Annotated in this window: 16 protein-coding genes and 2 pseudogenes; 12 read left to right on the plus strand and 6 right to left on the minus strand. The window is 64.8% G+C overall.

Translation table 11 applies throughout. The features are described from left to right. Positions 1–138: 138 nt before the first annotated feature. The 6 genes and pseudogenes from G5S35_RS14820 to G5S35_RS14830 all read left to right on the plus strand — a co-directional run bounded on the left by G5S35_RS14820 (position 139) and on the right by G5S35_RS14830 (position 3,989). Positions 139–1,556, plus strand: a pseudogene (locus G5S35_RS14820) (glucose-6-phosphate isomerase). Continuing rightward, positions 1,553–1,774, plus strand: a complete 222-nt coding sequence (locus G5S35_RS39425) for an SDR family oxidoreductase (RefSeq protein ID WP_237181405.1) — start codon at positions 1,553–1,555, stop codon at positions 1,772–1,774. The pseudogene G5S35_RS14820 and the gene G5S35_RS39425 overlap by 4 nt, the downstream one beginning before the upstream one ends. Continuing rightward, positions 1,693–2,043 (plus strand): annotated as a pseudogene (locus G5S35_RS39430) (glycosyltransferase family 4 protein); the annotation flags it as partial. The gene G5S35_RS39425 and the pseudogene G5S35_RS39430, both read left to right, overlap by 82 nt. Positions 2,044–2,151: 108 nt before the next feature. Next, positions 2,152–2,457: a glycosyltransferase family 4 protein gene (locus tag G5S35_RS39435; RefSeq protein WP_237181465.1), complete on the plus strand. Its 306-nt coding sequence runs from the start codon at positions 2,152–2,154 to the stop codon at positions 2,455–2,457. Continuing rightward, on the plus strand, positions 2,451–2,774 hold the full coding sequence (locus G5S35_RS39440; protein ID WP_237181406.1) for a hypothetical protein: 324 nt from the start codon (positions 2,451–2,453) through the stop codon (positions 2,772–2,774). The genes G5S35_RS39435 and G5S35_RS39440 overlap by 7 nt, the downstream gene beginning before the upstream one ends. Before the next feature lie 54 nt (positions 2,775–2,828). Beyond that, on the plus strand, positions 2,829–3,989 hold the full coding sequence (locus G5S35_RS14830; protein ID WP_183039115.1) for a glycosyltransferase family 4 protein: 1,161 nt from the start codon (positions 2,829–2,831) through the stop codon (positions 3,987–3,989). Positions 3,990–4,072: 83 nt separating this feature from the next. On the opposite strand, the gene G5S35_RS14835 is transcribed toward G5S35_RS14830, so the two are convergent. Genes G5S35_RS14835 through G5S35_RS14845 form a run of 3 tightly spaced genes read right to left on the minus strand, consistent with a single transcriptional unit; the run spans position 4,073 to position 7,192 of the window. Beyond that, positions 4,073–5,029, minus strand: a complete 957-nt coding sequence (locus G5S35_RS14835) for a GDP-mannose 4,6-dehydratase (RefSeq protein ID WP_183039116.1) — start codon at positions 5,027–5,029, stop codon at positions 4,073–4,075. After that, positions 5,016–6,059, minus strand: a complete 1,044-nt coding sequence (gene gmd, locus G5S35_RS14840) for a GDP-mannose 4,6-dehydratase (RefSeq protein ID WP_183039117.1) — start codon at positions 6,057–6,059, stop codon at positions 5,016–5,018. The genes G5S35_RS14835 and gmd overlap by 14 nt, the downstream gene beginning before the upstream one ends. 44 nt (positions 6,060–6,103) lie before the next feature. Next, positions 6,104–7,192, minus strand: coding sequence for an acyltransferase family protein (locus G5S35_RS14845; RefSeq protein ID WP_074982417.1), 1,089 nt, complete (start codon positions 7,190–7,192; stop codon positions 6,104–6,106). A gap of 379 nt (positions 7,193–7,571) precedes the next feature. Here G5S35_RS14845 and G5S35_RS14850 point away from each other — a divergent pair, with 379 nt between their 5' ends. The 3 genes from G5S35_RS14850 to G5S35_RS14860 are packed head-to-tail and all read left to right on the plus strand — an operon-like array spanning position 7,572 to position 13,756. Then, positions 7,572–9,755: an NHL repeat-containing protein gene (locus G5S35_RS14850; protein ID WP_183039420.1), complete on the plus strand. Its 2,184-nt coding sequence runs from the start codon at positions 7,572–7,574 to the stop codon at positions 9,753–9,755. Between the two features lie 39 nt (positions 9,756–9,794). Next, the gene (locus tag G5S35_RS14855) at positions 9,795–11,261 is read left to right on the plus strand and encodes a flippase (RefSeq protein ID WP_124260512.1); all 1,467 of its coding nucleotides are present in this window, start codon (positions 9,795–9,797) and stop codon (positions 11,259–11,261) included. Continuing rightward, the gene (locus G5S35_RS14860) at positions 11,258–13,756 is read left to right on the plus strand and encodes a glycosyltransferase family 4 protein (RefSeq protein WP_124260513.1); all 2,499 of its coding nucleotides are present in this window, start codon (positions 11,258–11,260) and stop codon (positions 13,754–13,756) included. Before G5S35_RS14855 ends, G5S35_RS14860 begins: the two co-directional genes overlap by 4 nt. Positions 13,757–13,904: 148 nt before the next feature. Here G5S35_RS14860 and G5S35_RS14865 read toward each other — a convergent pair whose 3' ends face one another. Beyond that, a complete protein-coding gene (locus G5S35_RS14865) occupies positions 13,905–15,065 on the minus strand; it encodes an acyltransferase family protein (protein WP_074982412.1) in 1,161 nt (386 codons plus the stop codon). A 248-nt stretch (positions 15,066–15,313) separates the two neighbouring features. On the opposite strand from G5S35_RS14865, the gene G5S35_RS14870 reads away from it, so the two are divergent. Together G5S35_RS14870 and galU are read left to right on the plus strand one after the other, a co-directional pair. Then, complete coding sequence (locus G5S35_RS14870) at positions 15,314–15,457, plus strand: hypothetical protein (protein WP_167371401.1); 144 nt, start codon at positions 15,314–15,316, stop codon at positions 15,455–15,457. A gap of 358 nt (positions 15,458–15,815) precedes the next feature. Then, entirely contained in the window at positions 15,816–16,706 is an 891-nt protein-coding gene (galU, locus tag G5S35_RS14875) for a UTP--glucose-1-phosphate uridylyltransferase GalU (protein WP_065065473.1), read from the plus strand. A gap of 70 nt (positions 16,707–16,776) precedes the next feature. Here the strand turns inward: galU and G5S35_RS14880 are convergent, their stop codons facing one another. Beyond that, on the minus strand, positions 16,777–17,301 hold the full coding sequence (locus G5S35_RS14880) for a nucleoside deaminase (protein WP_183039118.1): 525 nt from the start codon (positions 17,299–17,301) through the stop codon (positions 16,777–16,779). Between the two features lie 74 nt (positions 17,302–17,375). Continuing rightward, entirely contained in the window at positions 17,376–18,476 is a 1,101-nt protein-coding gene (locus G5S35_RS14885) for a BMP family ABC transporter substrate-binding protein (RefSeq protein ID WP_080180213.1), read from the minus strand. Between the two features lie 399 nt (positions 18,477–18,875). Between G5S35_RS14885 and G5S35_RS14890 the strand changes: the two genes are divergently transcribed. After that, a complete protein-coding gene (locus G5S35_RS14890) occupies positions 18,876–20,495 on the plus strand; it encodes a S53 family peptidase (RefSeq protein WP_183039119.1) in 1,620 nt (539 codons plus the stop codon). The last annotated feature ends 211 nt before the right edge of the window (positions 20,496–20,706 follow it).

Raw genomic sequence — 20,706 nt, forward strand, 5'->3', positions numbered from 1 at the left:
ATGCGTGTGCCTTCGTATCCGGCGCCGCGCTCGCCGCATCTGCCGCCGAACCGGCCGCCCAATGTTCCGCCGAACCTGCCTGGCGCGTCCGCGCGCGCACCGGCGGAACCGGCGCGCCGTTCGGGCCTGCGCCGCGCGATGGGCCGCGACACGCTGCCCGTCATCGCGCTGTGGACCTTCACCGCGCTGCTGATCCTCGCGCATCAGGGCTCGGTGCTCACGCTCGCGTTTCCGGTGCTCGCCATCGGCGTGGGTTTCTGGCTCTATTTCGTGAATCCGGTGCGCTATATCGGCTTCATGTGGTGGCTGTGGTTCCTGAGCCCCGAAGTGCGCCGTCTCGCCGACTACGGCAAAGGCGGCTTCACGCCCACGAGCCTGATTCAGGTCGCGCCGCTCGCCGTCACCATGATCAGCGGCATTTCGCTGATCCGCTATTACCCGATCCTCGCGCAACGACGCGTTTGCCGCTGCTGCTGGCGCTGCTCGGCATCGCCTATGGATTCGCGTGGGCGTGGTCGCGAGCGGCCCGCAGCGGCTGTCTACGACCTCGCGAACTGGGTCTATCCGCTGCTGATCGGCTTCACATCATGGTGCTCACGCGCCAGTATCCCGAGGCGCGCGACACCATCATCAACACCTTCATCTACGCATGTTCGTGATGGGCGCGTACGGTCTCGTGCAGTTCTTCATCATGCCGCCGTGGGACGCGATGTGGATGATCGGCTCGGACATGAATTCGCAGGGAGACCCCGTGCCGCTCGCGTGCGCGTGTTCAGCACGATGAATTCGTCGGGTCCGTTCGCATTCGCGATGATGGGCGCGATGGTGCTCGTGATGGCCGCGAAACATCGCGTGCGCTGGGTCGCGGCGGCCTTCGGCTCTTTTCGTTCGCGCTGTCGCTGGTGCGTTCGACGTGGGGCGGCTGGGCCATCGCGATGGTGATCCAGCTGATGAAGTCGAGCAACAAGGTGCGCATCCGCATCATCGTGAGCGCATTCGTGCTCGCGGGCGTGTGCGTGCCGTTGCTCACCTTCGGCCCGGTCGCGGACCGCATGCAGCAGCGCCTGAACACGCTCGTCAATCTCAGCGACGATCAGAGCTACGAAGCGCGCAACCAGTTCTACGCCGACTTCGCGAAGAAGGCCTTTACCGACGTGTCGGGCGAAGGCTTCGGCTCGACCGGCGCATCGACGAAGCTGTCGAGCAGCACGGCCAGCTCGGCCAGTACGGCAGCTTCGACAGCGGCGTGATGAACATTCCGTTCGTGCTCGGCTGCCGGCACGCTGCTCTACATGTCGGGCGTGATCTGGCTGATGGCGCGCGCGCTGCGCATCGCGCTGCGGCTCTCCGAAGACCGCTACGTGTGCGCGTGCATGAGCCTGATGATCTCGATCTTCGCGATGCTGGTGTTCACGAACTCGCTGGTCGGCACGGGCGGTCTGCTGCTGTTTTCCAGTGTGTTTTCCATTCTCAGCGCGGGGCACTGGACCCGGATGAACCGGCAGGCCTCGCGCGCCACTCCCGTTGTTACCCCTGTTACGGAGATCTCCGATTGAGAGTCGCAATCGTCACGCACGTAGTGCGCCATAACGACGGCCAGGGGCGCGTCAACCATGAAATCGCGCGCGCGGCGCTCGACGAGGGCTTCGAGGTCACGCTGGTGGCCCGGCACGTCGCGCCCGAACTGCTCGAACATCCGCGGGTGAAGTGGGTGCCCGTGCAGCCCTCGCGCCTGTGGCGACCAACTTGCTGCGCCAGCAGGTGTTCGCGCTGAAAAGCGCGTGGTGGCTGCGCCGCCATCGCCGCGACTACGACGTGCTGCACGTCAACGGCTTCATCACGTGGGCGCATGCCGACGTGAACACCGCGCACTTCGTGCACGGCGGCTGGGCGCGCAGCAAGTACTACCCGTTCGGCCTCACGCGCGGCGCGTGGTCGGCGTATCAGTTCGTCTATACGCGCGTGAACGCAGTGCTCGAACGCTGGGCGTACCGCCGCTCGCGCGTGATCGCCGCCGTTTCGCGCAAGGTCGCCGATGAAATCCGCGCGTGCGGCGGTGATCCCGTCGAGCGACTCGACGTGATCTACAACGGCGTCGATACGCGCGGCTTCTCGGGCGCGAGCGCGGACCGCTCGCACTTCAAGCTGCCCGTGGACAAATTCCTGCTGCTGTTTGTCGGCGATCTGCGCACGCCGCGCAAGAACCTCGGCACCGTGCTCGAAGCGCTCAAGCAATTGCCGGAGCACGTGCATCTCGCGGTCGCCGGTTATCTGCTGGGCAGTCCGTATCCGGAGATGGCGCGCCAGCTCGGCATCGAGTCGCGCGTGCATTTTCTCGGCCTCGTGCGCGAAATGCCGATGCTGATGCGCAGCGTCGACGCCTACGTGTTCCCGTCGCGCTACGAAGCCATGTCGCTCTCGCTGCTCGAAGCGATGGCGGCGGGCTGCCGGTGGTGACGGCGCGCACGGCGGGCGGCGCGGAAATCATCACGCCCGAATGCGGCATCGTGCTCGAAGATCCCGACGACGCGGCCGCGCTCGCCAACGCAATCCAGCAACTCGACGACGACACGCCGCGCCGCCTCGCGATGGGCGAAGCCGCGGCGGAACTCGCGTGCAGCTTCGGCTGGGCGCGCATGGCGGCACAGTACATCGCGCTCTACCGGCAACTGGCCGGCGACGCCAACGAAGCCGTGCGCGGCGGCGAACGGCCCTTCGCGGCGGCGGCGACGCTGCCCGGCGGCCAGACGCTGCAGCGCGCGGATACTCCCTGAAATAACGACTCAACGCCAATTCAACGGCACAGACGGCCATAACAAGGACATGCGATGACGAAACATTCCATCCATTCGCTACAGATCGGCATGCACTGGTTTCCGGAGCGTGCGGGCGGCCTCGACCGCATGTATTACTCGCTCGTGGGCGCGCTGCCCGGCGCGGGCGTGAAGGTGCGCGGCGTGGTGGCCGGCTCGCCCAAGGTGGCCGAAGACAGCGGCGGCGCGATTCAGGGCTTCGGCTCGGCCGCGCGCGCCTTGCCGTTCCGTCTGATGGACGCGCGCCGCGCGCTGCGCCGCGAAGTGCGCCGCGAACGCCCGGACGTGATCTCCTCGCACTTCGCGCTCTACACGTTCCCCGGCCTCGACGTCACGCGCGGCATTCCGCAGGTCTCGCATTTTCAGGGACCGTGGGCCGACGAGAGCTTCGTCGAAGGCGCGGCATCGCTGAGCCAGCGCATCAAGCATTCGCTGGAGCAGTCGGTATATGAGCGCTCGTCGCGTCTGATCGTGCTGTCGAAAGCGTTCGGCGACATCCTCACGAAGCGTTACGCGATCTCGCCCGAACGCGTGCGTATCGTGCCGGGCTGCGTGGATACCGCGCATTTCGATCCGGCCTGCTCGCAAGGCGAAGCGCGTTTGCGCCTGCAACTGCCGCAGAATCGCCCGATCGTGCTGGCCGTGCGCCGCCTCGTGCGCCGCATGGGTCTCGAAGATCTGATCGACGCGATCAAGCAGGTGAAGCAGCGTCATCCCGACGTGCTGTTGCTGATCGCAGGCCGTGGCCGTCTGGAATCCGAACTCCAGCAGCGTATCGACGCAGCGGGTCTCACCGACAACGTGAAGCTGCTCGGCTTCGTGCCCGACGCGCATCTGCCGTCGCTCTATCGCGCCGCGACGCTGAGCGTGGTGCCGACGGTCGCGCTCGAAGGCTTCGGCCTCATCACGGTGGAATCGCTGTCCGCAGGCACGCCTGTTCTGGTGACGCCGGTCGGCGGTCTGCCCGAAGCGGTGGAAGGACTTTCGCAGGATCTCGTGCTGCCTTCGACGGGCGCGGGCGCGATTGCCGAAGGGATCGACGGCGCGCTGTCCGGCCGCATCAAGATGCCCGACGAGCACGCATGCAAGGCCTACGCGCGCGAGCATTTCGACAATGCGGTGATCGCAAAGCGCGTGGCGGATGTCTACGCCGAGGCGATCGCGGCGGCGCATTGAGCGTCACGCGTATCGAAGCCGGAAAATGAAACTGCCGCTCGAAAGAGCGGCAGTTTTTTGCAGCGGAAGAAACAAGCGCAGCCTCATCGCGTATCGAGACACACCTGGCGCGCTTCTTCGTACATCCAGCGCAGCGTATCTTCGAGCGGCTTGCGCGCGCTGTCGCCGACAATGCCGCGCAGCTTCGCATTCGAGCCGATCAACTGACGCACTTCGTTGGCGCGCACGAAACGCGGATCGACTTTCACGTCGATGCTGTAGCCCGCGATACGCGAGAGCGCGTCGAGCAATGCACCGAGCGTGTGGCCCGTGCCCGAGCACACATTGACGGTCGCGCCGCGCGGCGCCGCTTCGATCAGTTTCGCGTAGGCGTTCACCACGTCGCGCACATCGGAGAAGTCGCGCGCGACGTGCAGATTGCCGAGCGAAATCGTTTTCTCGCCGCGTGCGTAGTGATCGACGATCTTCGGAATCAGGAAGTCCGCCGACTGACCCACGCCCGTGTAGTTGAACGGCCGCGCGACGATGATCGGCAATTGCGCGTCCCAGCGTTTCGCGACGTACTCCATCGCGAGCTTGCTCACGGCGTAGTCGTTCGCGGGCTGGGGCGCGACGGTTTCGTCGATCACGCCGTTGGTGGCGTTGCCGTAGATGTTCGCGCTGCTCGCGAGCAGCACCGCGCGCGGCACGTGGCGCTGATGCGCGAGCGCGTCGAGCAGGTTGCGCGTGCCCACGACGTTGACCACGTAGGTGCGCGCGACATCGCTGTCGGCCACGTGCGCCACGGCGGCGAGATGCACGACCACGTCCGGCTGCACCGTTTCGACCGCGTGCGCGAGCGCGCCGCGGTCGAGCAGATCGGCGGCGAGCGGCGTGACGATGTCGGCGAGCTGCGTGTTGGCGAGCGTTTCGCCGGGGCGCACCGTGCCCCAGACGCGATAGCCGCTCGACGCGAGCCGCGCCGCCATGTAGCGGCCGGTGAAGCCGCCCACGCCGGTGATCAGCGCGCGCCGGGCGCGCGTGTCGTCAGAACGTGTCATGTCGTTCGTTGCGGGTGAGGTCGGCCGTGACCATCATCTGGCAGAGCTGCTCCAGCGACGTCTGCGGCTCCCAGCCGAGCTTGGTGCGCGCCTTGTCCGAGCTGCCGATCAGCAGATCGACTTCGGCGGGGCGATAGAAACGCGGGCTCACGCGCACGAGCGTGCGGCCGTTCGAAATGTCGATGCCGGTTTCGCGTTCGCCGCGGCCCGACCATTCGAGCTGAAAGCCGGCCGCCGCGAAGGCCATCGTCACGAAGTCGCGCACGGTTTCGGTGCGGCCCGTCGCGAGCACATAGGTGTCCGGTTCTTCGGCCTGCAGCATGCGCCACATGCCTTCGACGTATTCGGAGGCGTAACCCCAGTCGCGCTTGGCGTCGAGATTGCCGAGTTCGAGCACGCTCTGTTTGCCGAGCTTGATCTTCGCGACGGCGTCCGTGATCTTGCGCGTCACGAATTCGCGGCCGCGCAGCGGCGATTCGTGATTGAAGAGAATGCCGCTGGTCGCGAAGATGTCATAGGACTCGCGGTAATTCACGGTCGACCAGTGCGCGAACAGCTTGGCGATGCCATACGGGCTGCGCGGATAGAAGGGCGTGTCTTCGCGTTGCGGCACGGCCTGGACCTTGCCGAACATTTCGGACGTCGACGCCTGGTAGTAGCGCGTGCGCGGATTCACCACGCGAATCGCTTCGAGCAGATTGAGCGCGCCGATGCCGGTGACTTCGGCGGTCGTGACCGGCTGATCGAACGACACGCCCACGAAGCTCTGCGCCGCGAGATTGTAGATCTCGCCCGCCTGCGAGCGTTCGAGCAGACGCATGGTCGAGCCCGCATCGGTGAGATCGTGCTCGACGAGTTCGAGCGAAGGATGATCGGTGACGCCGAGTTCGTTCATGCGCCAGAAATTGACCGAACTGGTGCGCCGGTAAGTGCCGACCACCTGATAGCCCTTGTCGAGCAGCAGTTTGGTCAGATACGCGCCGTCCTGGCCGGATACGCCGGTGATGATCGCTTTGCGTCGTTCGTTCATGTGTGTACCTTTGAAGTAGCGAACGTGGAAACGGAAACTGCCTTTCAGGACTGCGAGCTGGACGCGCTCACGCCGCGCACCGTGGCGCTCGCGCCAACCGGCGTCGAGCGGCGCGACGGTCCGCGCGTGAGGCGTTTTTCGAACAGGAACCAGCTGGCGCTTGCGTAGGCGAGCGTGATGGCGAGCGCGATGGCCGCGCTCACCGGGCGGCTGTAGTGGTGCTCCCACACCGCATAGAGAATCGTGAGGTGAATCAGGTAAATCGTGTAGCTGATGGTGCCCACATAGACGAGCACCGGATTGCAGAGCAGACGCTTGACGATGCCCTTCGATTGCAGCGCGACCACGACCGCCGAGGTGCAGAGCACGAGCGACACGCTATAGAGGAGCGCATTCGACAGCGGCGTGTTCATGCCGCGAAAACGCGGGTAATGCAGATGCAGCCACGCGAGCACCGCGAGCGCCGCGAAGAAGAAAATCGCCGCGGGCACCTTGAACGGATCGAGCGCATTGCGGTCGCGGCGCACCATCACGGCGAGCAGCGAACCGGCGGCGAGCAGGTCCATGCGGAACGGCGTGAGGTAGTAGATCGGCCAGTAGCTGTCGAACCACGGCGTTGCGATGGCGCGCAGCACGGGCACGATCAGCACGAGCGCGACGGCCACCACGGCGAGCAGGCGGCGCGGCAGCAACAGCACCACGAAGGGCCAGAAGATGTAGAACTGCTCTTCGACGGCGAGCGACCAGAGAATGTTGAGACTGTCGTGGCCGCTCTGGCCGAGCGCATCGCCGATATTGGTCGCGAAGAACGCATACCACGGCCAGTAGCGCGCCCAGCCGAGGCCGAACAGCAGCGACGAAACGATCATCAGCAGGATGTACGGCGGCAGGATGCGGCGCACGCGTCGCGCGTAGAAGTAGCTGAAGTACGACTGCCCGCGCGCCTTGCGTTCGAGCAGGATGCCCGTGATCAGAAAGCCGCTCAGCACGAAGAACAGATCCACGCCCATCCATAGCGGCGCCTTGAGCGCGTGCTGTGCGAAAACGGCGAGCACGGCGATGGCGCGCAGGCCGTCGAGCTGGACGATGCGGTGGGCGTGTTGCGGCGGGCTGGCGAGGCTGTTAACGGTCATCGGTTATCCGGTGGGTTCATACGTGCACAGTCCGGATCATTCTAGAAAGAATTAAATGGTCAAAAAGCCGAAATATATCGGTGGCCTGATTTTTAAAATGAAAGCCGATTTAGATCGGTAAATATGAATCGGCGCACGCGGAAGTCGTGATTGCGAAATCGGGAAAATCTTGCTGATCGCCCATGTGGCAGGGCTTTGCGCGCGGCGCGGGTATTTATTTCGCAAACACCGCGCGGGTACGGGTTTCGATTGAATTTTTTTGAATTATTTTCGCTTTTTGTGGGGTGATTTTTCACCGTGAATGTACGGCATGATCCAGCGGAATCGCCGTATTCTGACCGGAGGAATTGCCTTGCCGTTTCCGATTCCCGACCGCCGCATGCGCAGGGCGCTGGCGCTGGCCGCTTTGAGCGCGTTCGTCTGTACCTCGTCGGTGCAGACGCTTGCCGCGCCTCCACTGAACGTCACGACGTCGTGGATCGGCAATACCTTTGGTTATGGCCAGGGGACGTGGACGCAGATCAATATCACCGCGATCGCGGTCACGCCCGACGGCAAGGTCTTCACGAACGCGCCGTGGGATGAAAGCGGCGGCGAGATCAGCGCCTACCAGGACGGCAAATCGCTCGGCTTCGCGGGCGGCACGCATGGTTGGGGCGGGCAGGGCGGCAACGCCGTGGCGCTCAACCACCGCTATCTGTACGCGGCCGTGGGCGTGGGCAACGAGAAGGGGCATCTGGTGGGCGGCGGCGTGTGGCCCGACAAGGGCCGCCAGTGGTTTGGCATCACGCGTCGTCCGCTCGACGAGCCCAAGCGCGCCGCCGCGTTCCAGGCCTCGCCGCAGCCGCTCAATCCGCATGCGCAGCTCGCCAGCGCCTTCCTGAAGATCGCCGATGTGCCCACAGGTCAGCACGCCGATGTAGGCGGCCTCGCGGCCACTGACACGCTGCTTTACGTGAGCAACACGTCGATGAACCGCATCGAGGTCTACGACGCGAACTCGATGCAGCGTAAATCGCAATTCGACGTGCACGAGCCGGGCCGCATTGCACTCGCCGCCGACGGGTCGCTGTGGGTGCTGACCGGCACCGTGAACGACCGCGCGCCGCGCGTCGCGCATTATTCGCCGGACGGCAAACTGATCGGCGACACGCTCGAACTGCCCGCCGATACCCAGGCCGTCGATCTCGCCGTGGACCCCTCGCAACGCATTCTGGTCGCCGACAACGGCCCGCGCCAGCAGATCCTGATCTATGCGCGCAACGGCAAGAACTACGCCGCAAGCGGCACGCTCGGCGAGCGCGGCGGCATTTTCTCGGGCGTTGCCGGACGCCCCGGCCCGGGTCGCTTCAACGGACTCACGGGCGTGGGCACGGATGCGAAGGGCAACATCTACGTCTCGACCAACGGTATCGGCCCGAAGCACGACACGATTGGCGCGGGTCTCGGCGCGACGCTCGAAAGCTACGCGCCCGACGGCAAGCGCCAGTGGATCGTGGAAGGGCTGCTGTTCGTCGATGGTGCCTGGATGGACCCGGCGCGGCCTAACAGCGTCTACACCGGCAACAAGCGTTTCGAACTCGATCTGTCGAAGCCGCCGGGGCAGGATTCGAAATATGTAGGGTTCCTGTCTAATCGATTCAAGTATCCCGACGACCCGGTATTTCACACGGATCAGTGGCCCGGCCTGCCGACGGCGCGCCAGCTCAACGGCCACACGTTCCTGTATCTCACCGACATGTACGCGGATCACCTGAAGATCTATCGCTTCGATCCGCAACGCGACGGCGAGACCGCGATTCCTTCGGGCTTTATCGCGGGCCGCGAGCGTCCCGTGCTGCACGTGCCGAACGCGCCGCCCGGCGGCGACTGGATCTGGCGCGACGTCAACGGCAACGGCGCATTCGATACCGACGAATACACGCGCAATCCGGGCCGCGAAAAACTCGGCGGCGGCTGGGGCTGGTGGATCGACACGCGCGGCGACATCTGGCGCGCGCGCGACGAGAAGGGCATCTGGCGCTTCCGTTTCGGCGGCCTCGATGCAAAGGGCAATCCGATCTACTCGTACGACAAGCTCGATAAGTACGCGATTCCCGCGCCGTTCACCGAAGTGCATCGCGCGATCTACGAACCCGAAACAGACACGCTCTACGTGACCGGCTATACCGCCGATGCGCCGCACGATCCGGGCTTCTGGAAAGAAGCGGGCCGCGTGCTGGTGCGCTACGACAAATGGTCGAGCGGTCATCCCGAACAGCGCTACGTGTTGCGCCTACCGTGGGACCCGAAGGCGAAGCCGCCGGTCACGCCCGCTGGCCTTACTGTGGAAGGGCAATACCTCTTCGTGGTCGAGCCCGCGGGCAACGTCCACGTGTTCGACAAGACGAGCGCGAAGGAGATCGGCACCTTCGGCCCCGGCGCGGAAGTGGGCAATGCGTCGGGCTGGGTCGACGTGCCCTTCGGCATCACGGCGCATCGCCAGCCCAATGGCGAATACCTGATCTTCGTGGAAGAGGATGCACGCGGCAAGGTGCTCATGTACCGCTGGAAACCGGCTTGATGCGCGCGTCCGCCGCCTCGCCACGCTACTGGACAATCTATGGATAAAGGCATTCTGCGCAACGTTGCGATCAACCTGTTCGGGCTCATACTGCCGACCTTCGTGTCGCTCGTCACGGTGCCCTCGTACATCAAGATGCTGGGCGTCGAACGCTACGGCGTGATTGCGCTGGTGTGGACGCTGATCGGCTATTTCAGCGTGCTCGATCTGGGCATGAGCATGGCCGCGCAGAACCAGATCTCGAAGGCGTATGCGTCGAAAGACGCCGACGCCTGCGAGCGCGTGTTCTGGAGCGCCTTCTGGCTCAACTTCATTACGGGCGCGATTGGCGGCCTGCTGATCTATTCGGGCGGCGCGTTCTACACCGCGTACTTCACGCACGTGACGCCCGAGCTGCGCCACGAGGTCTATCTCGCGCTGCCGTGGCTCGCGGTGGCGATTCCGATTGCGAACGTTTCGTGGGTGTTCGCGGGCGCGATCAACGGCGCGGAACGCTTCGGCATCTACAACACGAACCAGACGCTCGGGACCTTTCTGTTCCAGCTCTTGCCGCTGGGCGCGGCCTGGGTCATCGCGCCGAATCTGCAGACCGTGCTCGCCGCCGCCGTGATGGCGCGTATCTTCGCGGGCCTGCTGCTCGGCCGCTCCGCGTTGCGTGTGCTCGGCATTCGCCGCGTGCTCGGTCCGCGTCTGGACACCTCGAAGGCGCTGTTCAATTTCGGCGGCTGGATGCTGGTCGCGAGCATCACGACGATGGTCGCCGATTCGCTCGACCGCATGATGCTCGGCGCGGGGCTCGGCGCGCGTTTCGTCACGTATTACACGGTGCCGCAGAACCTCGTCACGCGTTTGAACATGGTGCCGAACGCGCTCGTTCGCACGCTGTTTCCGCGTCTTTCCGCCTTGCGCCGCGAGCACGCCGACGAGATCGCCGCGCAGTCGCTGCAATTTCTCAACGCGATTTTCACGCCCGTTGCGATTGGCGCGATCGTCGTGCTCGAACCCTTCCTGCGCGTGTGGGTGGGGCCGGTCATCGCCGGACATGGCGCGCCCGTGGGCCGTTTCCTGATCGTCGCCGTGTGGCTGATCGGGCAGGCGGGCGTCACGCGCATCCTGATCCAGTCGCAGAACAACCCGGCGGTGGCCGCGCGCGTCGGTCTGATCGAACTGCCGCTGTTTGCGGGGCTGCTGTGGCTCGGCATCGACCGTTTCGGTCTGCCCGGCGCGGCGGCGGCCGTGCTGTTCCGCTCGCTGTTCGATTACGTCGTGCTGCTGTGGCTGTCACGCATTCATAGCCGCGCGATCGTCGTCGATATGTTTGCACACCTGAGTTTTCTCGCCGCCGCGCTCGGAATCGCGTGGTGGGTGCCGGACGCGCTCGTCGCGATCGGCGCGGGCGTGGTGCTGGCGCTGGCCAACTGCGCGTGGTCGGTGATCACGACGCCGTTGCTGCGCGGCTACGTCCGTTCCCTCTTGTTTCGTCTCAACTCCCGGAAAAGCGCATGAGTCATGAACTGATCGACGAAGCGGCGTCGTCCGAACGCGCCGCCGCGCCTGTCCAACGGCGCGACGCTTCTTCTTCCTCGCGCGGCGAATCGCGCACGGTCACCGAGTTGCGGCCCGCGCACGAAGGACGTGCCGCGCGCCGCCACCCGCGCGTGGCCATCGTGCACGACTGGCTCGTCACCTATGCGGGCGCCGAGCGCGTGCTCGAACAGATCATCGACTGTTTCCCCGACGCGGATCTGTTTTCCGTGGTCGATTTCGTCGAGGACAAGGATCGCGGCTTCCTGCGCGGCAAGCGCGCGACGACGTCGTTTGTGCAGCGTCTGCCGAAAGCGCGCACGAAGTATCGCGCCTATCTGCCGTTCATGCCGCTCGCGATCGAGCAACTCGACGTCTCCGATTACGACGTGGTGATTTCGAGTTCGCATGCGGTCGCCAAGGGCGTGCTGACCGGGCCGGACCAGTTTCACATCAGCTACGTGCATTCGCCGATTCGTTATGCGTGGGATTTGCAGCATCAGTATCTGCAGGAATCGAAGCTCACGCGCGGACCGAAGTCGATGCTTGCACGGCTGATTCTTCACTACATCCGCAATTGGGATGTGCGCACGGCGAATTCCGTCGACCAGTTCGTGGCCAATTCGGCATTCATCGCGAGGCGCATTCACAAGGTGTATCAGCGTGAAGCGGAGGTGGTGTATCCGCCCGTCGATGTCGATGCGTTCGAGCTGGAAACGAAGAAGGAAGATTTTTATCTGACCGCTTCGCGACTCGTGCCGTACAAGAAGATCGATCTGATCGTCGAGGCGTTTGCTCGGATGCCGGACAAGAAACTCGTCGTGATCGGCGATGGTCCGGATATGCAGAAGGTCCGCGCGAAAGCGGGACCGAATGTGGAAGTGATGGGGTATCAGCCGTTCGCGGTGCTGCACGATCGCATGCGCCGCGCGAAGGCGTTCGTGTTCGCGGCGGAAGAAGACTTCGGCATTTCGGTGGTGGAAGCGCAGGCGTGCGGTACGCCGGTCATTGCGTATGGCAAGGGCGGCGCGCTCGAAACCGTGCGCGATACCGGCTCGCATCCGACTGGCTTGTTCTTCGACGAGCAGCGTGCGGAAGCGATCATCGCGGCCGTGGCGTCGTTCGAGCGCGACCCCGGACGATTCCGCGCCGAGGCGTGCCGCGCGAACGCGGAGCAGTTTTCGGCGCAGCATTTCCGCGAACAGTTTTTCGCGCGCGTGGCGCGGGCCGTGCCCGCGATCGCCGAAGCGGGACTGGCGCGCGCGCCCGTTGCGCCGCCGCCCGATACGCGTGGCGATGCGGCCGCAAGCAACGCACCGCGCGTGTTGGCGATCGATCAGAGCGGCGTGCTGGGCGGCGCTGAATTGTCCTTGCTCGAAGTGGTGAAGGGCCTGCGTTCGCGCATCGACGTGCTGCTGTTCAACGACGGGCCGTTCCGCGAAGCGCTCGACGCCGCGGGCGCGCGCGTCGACGTGCTCGATTCGGGCGCGTTGCAAAACGTGCGGCGCGACGGCGGCGCTGCGCCGAAGCTGGGCGTGCTGGCCGGCATCGCTTCGCTGGTGCGCGAAACGCGCCGCCGCGCGCGCGAAGCTGACGTGCTCTATGCCAACACGCAGCGCGCGATGGTGATCGGCGTGCTGGCGGGCAAACTCGCCCGCAAGCCGGTCGTCTGGCATCTGCGCGATATCGTCAGCGATGAGCATTTCGGGCGCGTGCAGCGCACGGTCATCAAGGGCTGCGCGAAGCTCGGCCTCGCGCATGTGATCGCGAATTCGCATGCGTCGGCGCAGGTGTTCGCCGATCTCACGCGCTTCGACGCGCGTCGTATCGACGTCGTGCATAACGGTGTCGACGAATCGCCGTTCCGCGCGCTCGCGCGGGTGCCGCAAGCGCAGTTGCGCGCGCAGATCGGCTTGCCGCAGGACGCGTTTCTGGTCGGTGCGTTCAGCCGTCTCGCGCGCTGGAAAGGCCAGCATGTGCTGCTCGAAGCGTTGTTGCTCGAACCGCGCGCGCATGCCGTGTTCGTCGGCGCGCCGCTGTTTGGCGAAGATGCCTACGCGCAGGAACTGCATGACTTCGTGAAGGCGAACGGTCTGGAATCGCGCGTGCATTTCCTCGGTTTCCGCCACGATATCGCGGCCTGCATGCGCGCGATGGATGTGATCGCGCATACGTCGATCACGGCCGAGCCGTTCGGACGCGTGGTGGTTGAAGGCATGTTCGCGCAGCGGCCCGTGGTGGCGTCGCGCGACGGCGGTGTGACCGAGATCGTCACGCACGGCAAGAGCGGGCTGCTCTGCACGCCGGGCGACGCGCGCGAACTCGCAACGACGCTGGGCGCGCTCTACGACGACGAAAATCTGCGCGAGCGGCTCGCACAGGACGGCCTGGCAGTGGCGCGCGAGCGCTTCGGCAAGGAACAGTATGTGGAGGCTGTTGAGCGCGTACTGGACGGCGTGGCGGCCCGCGCGCGTTAAGCAGACGCAGCGGACATAGCCGGCGCATCGACCGGAAGACGGCACGCAGATTCAGGGAGGACGCTTCGGCCTGCACAGGTGGGAGGAGCAAAAGAAAGGGGCCGCCTATGCGGCCCCTTTCTTCATGGCGAGATGTGAAGCGCTTGAATCACACCGCGCGCTTGCGCAGCCGCGCCGCCACATTGAGCGCGGGGCGTTCGAAGAGTCGATAAAACACCCACGCGACCGGCAGCACCGCGAGCGTGAAGCCGAACGACGGCCAGATCGACGTTTGCAGTTCCGAGCGGAACAGCAGCGAGCCGAGCAGCACGAACAGCGGCAGGTGTATCAGATACAGCGAATAGCTGAATTCGCCGAGCTTCGAGAACAGCGGTAGCAGCACGCCGCCGCTCGCCAGCGGGCGCGCGAGCGCCTTGACGAGATAGCAGGCGAACGCGCAGGCCCAGAGCTGAAACGCGCCGTACTGGCCGAAGTGGAACGCGGCGCAGCCCGCGACCGCGAACACGGCGGCAGCGGGCCAGGCGAAGCGAAAACCCTCGGAGCCGCGCAAACGCGCTTCGGCGATCCACGCGCCGAGCATCCACGAGAACCAGTAGGACGTGAAGAACACGATGTCGTGCGGCGCGAGCGTGAGCGCCGACATCACGTTGATGGCGGCGACCGCGGCGAGCACCGCATTGAAGCCGAAGCGGCGGCGCGCGGCGAACAGCAACGGGTAGAGCAGATAGAACTGCACTTCGAGCGAGAGCGTCCAGAGCGCGCCATTCGAGCCGTAGGTCTTGCCCGCCACGCCTTGCAGCGAGAACAGATTGACGAGAAAGGCCTGCGGGCCGATGTCAAGAATCTTGTGGCTCACGGGCGTCATCGTCAGGCTGATCGAATCGGCGACGAAGGTGAGCGCGAGCGCCGCGAGCAGCACCGGATAGATCCGCACGAAACGGCGCAGCCAGAATTGCTTCGCATCGAGCTGGAAGCCGGGATTCGCGAGCAGGCGCGCGGCGCCGCTGCGGTGAATGCAATAGCCGCTGATGACGAAGAAGATCGGCACGCCCGCCGATCCCCACGCCACCGGCAGCGTGAGCCACGCGGCGATCGTGCCGGGGCTCGCGAGGCTCGCGTGGGTCTGGTGGAATGCGCCCATGCCGATCCAGGTGACCTGGCGGCAGTGGAAATAGGCCACGAGCAGGGCGGCGAAGCCGCGCAGCGCGTCGATCAGATGATCGCCGGCGACGACGGCGGCTGCGGGCCGCGCGGCGGCGGGCATGGCGGATGCTGGCGGCAGAACGGTTTCGAGTGCGGGATCGCTCATCGTATGCACAGGGAGTCCAGGGTACTTCGCGATCTTAGGCGGCCCGCGCGACGAAATTATGCAAAAGTTTTTCGAAAAGTATTCCTGGCGTATTCCTGGAAATTGGGAGAAATGAGGGAAAGCGGACGGCGAATTAATGCCGGTTGCGTCGAAATCAGGAAATAAAACCTTGTAACCTTAAAGCGATTTATTTGCGCAATTTGAAATGCTAGCGTGAAGGGGATCGCCTATGGTCGCTGGAGATTTCGATGAACCTGCATTTACTGGCCGGCATTGCCGTGCTGTTGATACTCGTCGCGGTGTCGGCGTATCGGGAGGCGCTGCGCAATGAGCCTATCCGGCGCTCGCGCACGCAATCGGCACGATTGCCGCCCGCCGACGAAGCGGAGTAAACTGCGCGGGCATCGTTGTGCCATTCGTGCCATTTCGTGTCATTGCGCCACGCTTCGCGCAGTCGCTCTGGCACAGCGCCACTCGCCGATAAGCCGATCCGGAAATTCATGCCGGTTATTCGCATCGCATGGTAATAATTTCCGCGAAACCGCGGTAAATCGGCGATAAGCCGACGATAAGTCGGCAGCATTGAGTCCGCGTCAGATTTAATTCGGATTTTTGTCTTTTTATTTTTCCGAAAAAAAGACGGGCCGATATCTTTCAATATAAAAAAGTTGCTGTGACAGAACACTCGGGGATGCCGGCTTGCCTTGCTGCGAGACCGTTACTCAAACGATCGAACTGGGAATGGACATCATGCTGAAAGTTACCAAAGCGGTATTTCCTGTTGCGGGCCTCGGTACGCGCTTCTTGCCTGCCACCAAGGCCAGCCCGAAGGAAATGCTGCCGATCGTCGACAAGCCGCTCATTCAATATGCGGTGGAAGAGGCGATCGCTGCGGGAATCACCGAGATGATTTTCGTGACCGGGCGCAGCAAGCGCGCAATCGAGGATCACTTCGACAAATCGTACGAGATCGAGGCTGAACTCGAAGCCCGCAACAAACAAAAGCTGCTCGACCTTGTTCGCAGCATCAAACCCAGTAACGTGGACTGCTTTTACGTGCGTCAGGCCGAAGCGCTCGGTCTCGGCCACGCGGTGCTGTGCGCCGAAAAGCTTGTGGGCGGCAGCCCGTTCGCGGTGATTCTCGCCGACGACCTGCTGTATAGCCCCACGCCGGTGATGAAGCAGCTCGTCAACACCTTCAACCACTATCACAGCTCGGTGGTCGGCGTGGAAGCCATTCCGCGCGAGCACACCGCGCAATATGGCGTGGTCGACGGCCGCGAGTGGGAAGAGGACGTGTTCAAGCTCTCGGGCATCGTCGAAAAGCCGGCGCCGGAAGTCGCGCCGTCGAATCTCGGCGTGGTGGGCCGCTACGTGCTGATGCCGACGATCTTCGATCATCTGCGTGCGCTCAAGCCGGGCGCGGGCGGCGAACTGCAACTCACCGACGGTCTGCAATCGCTGCTGACCGAGGAGCAGGTGCTCGCGTACCGCTATATGGGCACGCGTTTCGATTGCGGCAGCAAGCTCGGTTATCTGAAGGCCACGGTGGAATTCGCGCTGCGTCACCCTGAGGTGAAGGACGAATTCGAGGCCTATTTGCAGAACCATCTGCCGCAAGCGCTGGCTGCGGCGGCGTAATCCGGCAATCGGTTCAGAAAACGCATGGCGCGTGAGGCGTGCCATGCGTTTTCACGCTGGACTCGCCCATTCAGGCGCGCGCCTGCCAGAACGCGCGCTGCACACGCATCACGTCGTCCTCCACATCGGCTACGGGGCCGATCAGTTCGACGGGCTTCTGGCAGTGATCGAACACATAGCGCGACGCGACGCTCATCGTCGGATTCTCGGCGTGATTGCCGGTCGCCTCCAGCAAACGCGCTTCGGTCATGCCGAACACCACGCGGCCGATATTGGCCCAGTAGGCCGTGCCCGCGCACATGCAGCACGGTTCGACCGAGGTGTAGAGCGTGCACGCCCATAAATACTCGGCGCTGAAATTCATCGCGGCAATGCGCGCGAGCACGGATTCCGCGTGATTCACGGTGTCGACGTTGCCTTGCTCGATCAGCACGGTTTCGTGATCGGGGCCGACGAGGATCGCGCCGAACGGATGGTGGCCGAACGACGCGGCCCGTTCGCCCACGGCCGCCGAACGCCGCAGATGGCGCACGATCTGTTCGTGCGTCGGCGCGGTGCGTAGCGGCGCAGTGGACGATTGATGGATCGGCTTCATCGCTGCGTGTCTCCGTCTTGATTGCAGAAAAGGCCTGATTTTCAGGCCTTTTCTGCATTTTATAAATTGCGCGCTTACTTCGGCACCGTGCCGTCCACGCCTTCGACGAACCAGTTCAGGCGCAGCAGATCGGTATCCGACAGCGCCTTGCCCGCGGCCACGCGAATCGCGCCCGACTGGTCCTTGATCGGACCGGCGAACGGATCGAATTTACCCGCGACGATCGCATCGCGCTTCTCGGCCAGCGCCTTTTGCGCGGTCGGCGAAACGGCCTGCGTGTTGATATCGGCGAGATCGATGGCCTTTTCCTTGAGGCCCCACCAGACCGGCGCGTTGGTCCACGTACCCGACATCACCTGCTGGATCAGATGCGAGTAATAGACGCCCCAGTAGCTCACGCACGCGCCGAGCTGGGCGTTCGGGCCGAACTTCTTCATGTCCGAATCCCAGCCGAATGCGTGCACTTTCTTCTGCTCGGCGGTTTGCATCGTTGCCGTGGAGTCGGTGTTCTGGATCAGCACGTCGGCGCCCTGGCCGATCAGCGTTTCGGCGGCCTGCTTTTCCTTGCCCGGATCGAACCAGCTATTGATCCAGATAACCTTGGTGCGAACCTTCGGGTTCACCGAACGCGCGCCCATCGTGAAGGCGTCGATATTGCGCACGACTTCGGGCACCGGCACCGAGCCGACGAAACCGAGCGTGTTGGACTTCGTCGTGTAGCCCGCCACCACGCCCGCGAGGTACGCGCTCTGATACGTGCGCACGTCGTAGGTCGCGAAGTTCGGCGCTTTCTTGTAGCCCGTCGCGTGCATGAACACGGTGTCGGGATAGTCCTTCGCCACTTTGAGTTCGAAGTCCTGGAAGCCGAAACTCGAGCCGACGATGATCTTGTTGCCTTTCGCGGCGAGGTCGCGGAACACGCGCTCGGAGTCGGCCGATTCGGGCACGTCTTCGACGCGCGTCACCTTGATCTTGTCGCCGTACTGCGCTTCGACGGCTTTCACGCCCTGTTCGTGCGCGTAGGTCCAGCCTGCATCGCCGGGGTTGCCGAGGTAGACGAAGGCCACGCCCATCGGCGCGGTGGCGGCGTGTCCGATGCCGCTCGTGAGGGCGGCGAACAGGGCGGCAAGGAGCGGTGCGCAAACGCGGCGAGCGCGGGGCAGGCGGACTTTCATGAATTCTCCGGTGAAGGGCAAGTCGTGTTTGCACCATGTTCGCGAGCCAAATATAAGGGAAATATTTGTGTCCCTTATTGCGGGTATAACGGAATGGATATGAAAGGGCGGGGGCGGCAAAGTGGAGACCGGGCGCGTGGGCATGCCGAATGCGCTCGGCGAGCGGCCTGGCTCAGCGTGGCTTCGTGCGTGCGGTTGACGTCGATTCGCAAAGATTCGCCCGCGCGTCGGATGACGCCAGGCGAGTGCATGCTCGTCGAATACGTGCGTATTCATGCGCGATGAATGAAGGCACGCGTCGCGCCGCTGTTACGCGGAACCCGATCACCCGGCCATGGGTCTTTCATAGCGTGGAGAGACGCACGACCGAGATTCACGACGAAAACAGGAGAGCCGTTCATGACCCGTCATCCCGTGGCAGGCAGCGATCATCCGGCGCCGACCGGCGCGCGATGCGTCGGCGCTTGCGATCCCGCGGAGCATTTCGACATCGTCCTCATCTTGCGGCGCCAGGCGCAGGCCGCGTTCACCGAACTGGTCGACAAGATCGCTTCGGGCGCGGCGGGCGCGCAGCCCGTTTCGCGCGCGGACTACGAGAAGCGCTTCGGCGCGTCGCAGGCCGATATTCAAAGCGTCGAGACCTTCGCGAAGGCGCATGGCCTGAGTGTCGTGAGCGCCGACGCGGGCGCGCGGCGCGTGGTGCTCTCGGGCACCGTGCAGCAATACAACGCGGCGTTCGGCGTCGATTTGCAGCGCTTCGAGCATCAGGTCGGCACGCTCAAGCAGCACTATCGCCAACCGAACGGCCCGGTGCATCTGCCCGACGACATGCACGAGATCGTCACCGCCGTGGTCGGGCTCGACAATCGCGCGAAGGTGCGGCCGCACTTTCGCATCGATTCGACGCAAGGCGGCCAGAACGATAACCCGATCCACGCGCCCATCCGCGCCGCGCGCGCCGTGAATCGCTCGTTCACGCCGCTCGAACTCGCGAGCCTCTACGATTTCCCCGCCGGCGACGGCAAAGGCCAGTGCATCGCGCTGATCGAAATGGGCGGCGGCTACACGGAGTCCGACCTCAAGGCCTATTTCAGCGCGCTCGGCGTGGCCATGCCGAAGGTGGAAGCGGTGTCCGTCGATCAGGCGAAGAACGCGCCGACCGGCGACGCGAACGGCCCGGACGGCGAAGTGACGCTCGACGTCGAGATCGTGGGCGCGCTCGCGCCGGCCGCGCTGATCGCGGTGTACTTCGCGCCCAACAGCGAAGCCGGTTTCGTCGACGCGGTGAGCGCGGCGCTGCACGACAGCCAGCGCAAGCCCTCGGTCATTTCGATCAGCTGGGGCGCGCCCGAATCGGCGTGGTCGCAGCAGACGCTCAGCGCGCTGAACGACGCGCTGCAAACCGCCGTCGCGCTGGGCGTGACGGTGTGCGCGGCATCGGGCGACAGCGGCTCGTCGGATGGCCTGACCGACGGCGCCGATCACGTCGATTTCCCGGCGTCGAGCCCGTACGCGCTCGGCTGCGGCGGCACGCACGTCACGGCCGCAAACGGCCAGATCACGCGCGAGTCCGTCTGGGGCAGCGCCGCCGCGCAGGGCGACGGCGCGACCGGCGGCGGCGTCAGCGCCACCTTCGCGCTGCCCGCTTGGCAGAAGGGTTTGCGCGTCGTGCGCAGCAGCGGCGGCGCGGGCGCGCTGGTGCGGCGCGGCGTGCCCGACGTGGCCGGCGACGCCGATCCGGCCAGCGGTTATGCCGTGCACATCGGCGGCGCGGATACGGTGGTGGGCGGCACGAGCGCGGTCGCGCCGCTGTGGGCCGCGCTGATCGCGCGCATCAACGCGACCAACGGCAAGGCGGCGGGTTTCGTCAATGCGAAGCTCTACGCGCAGCCCGGCGCGTTCAACGACATCACGAGCGGCAACAACGGCGATTACACCGCCGGGCCGGGCTGGGACGCCTGCACGGGACTCGGCACGCCGGTGGGCGGCAAGGTGGCGGCGGCGCTCGGCTCGGCGTAGCATCGAGTGCCTGCGCGCTCCGCCCGGTTCGGCTCGATGCGGGGCGTACACAAAAGTTTTCCTGGTTTCCGAAGCGAAACCGCGTGCCATCCGCGCCGTGTCGATCGTGACGCGGCGCCCCGGCACGCGGTGCGTCACCGTTGCAGCCCCCGCGCCTGTCGCCAGGCGCGGCGCTGAACGACCCACCGGCGTACCACGAGCAAGGAGACGA

Source organism: Paraburkholderia tropica (assembly GCF_014171495.1).
Taxonomy (GTDB): Bacteria; Pseudomonadota; Gammaproteobacteria; order Burkholderiales; family Burkholderiaceae; genus Paraburkholderia; species Paraburkholderia tropica.

Excerpts from the sequence above, each read along its gene's own strand:
- G5S35_RS14830 (WP_183039115.1), top strand. The coding sequence starts at position 2,829 with ATGACGAAACATTCCATCCATTCGCTACAGATCGGCATGCACTGGTTT.
- G5S35_RS14835 (WP_183039116.1), bottom strand. The coding sequence starts at position 5,029 with ATGACACGTTCTGACGACACGCGCGCCCGGCGCGCGCTGATCACCGGC.
- gmd (WP_183039117.1), bottom strand. The coding sequence starts at position 6,059 with ATGAACGAACGACGCAAAGCGATCATCACCGGCGTATCCGGCCAGGAC.
- G5S35_RS14845 (WP_074982417.1), bottom strand. The coding sequence starts at position 7,192 with ATGACCGTTAACAGCCTCGCCAGCCCGCCGCAACACGCCCACCGCATC.
- G5S35_RS14850 (WP_183039420.1), top strand. The coding sequence starts at position 7,572 with ATGCGCAGGGCGCTGGCGCTGGCCGCTTTGAGCGCGTTCGTCTGTACC.
- G5S35_RS14855 (WP_124260512.1), top strand. The coding sequence starts at position 9,795 with ATGGATAAAGGCATTCTGCGCAACGTTGCGATCAACCTGTTCGGGCTC.
- G5S35_RS14860 (WP_124260513.1), top strand. The coding sequence starts at position 11,258 with ATGAGTCATGAACTGATCGACGAAGCGGCGTCGTCCGAACGCGCCGCC.
- G5S35_RS14865 (WP_074982412.1), bottom strand. The coding sequence starts at position 15,065 with ATGAGCGATCCCGCACTCGAAACCGTTCTGCCGCCAGCATCCGCCATG.
- G5S35_RS14870 (WP_167371401.1), top strand. The coding sequence starts at position 15,314 with ATGAACCTGCATTTACTGGCCGGCATTGCCGTGCTGTTGATACTCGTC.
- galU (WP_065065473.1), top strand. The coding sequence starts at position 15,816 with ATGCTGAAAGTTACCAAAGCGGTATTTCCTGTTGCGGGCCTCGGTACG.
- G5S35_RS14880 (WP_183039118.1), bottom strand. The coding sequence starts at position 17,301 with ATGAAGCCGATCCATCAATCGTCCACTGCGCCGCTACGCACCGCGCCG.
- G5S35_RS14885 (WP_080180213.1), bottom strand. The coding sequence starts at position 18,476 with ATGAAAGTCCGCCTGCCCCGCGCTCGCCGCGTTTGCGCACCGCTCCTT.
- G5S35_RS14890 (WP_183039119.1), top strand. The coding sequence starts at position 18,876 with ATGACCCGTCATCCCGTGGCAGGCAGCGATCATCCGGCGCCGACCGGC.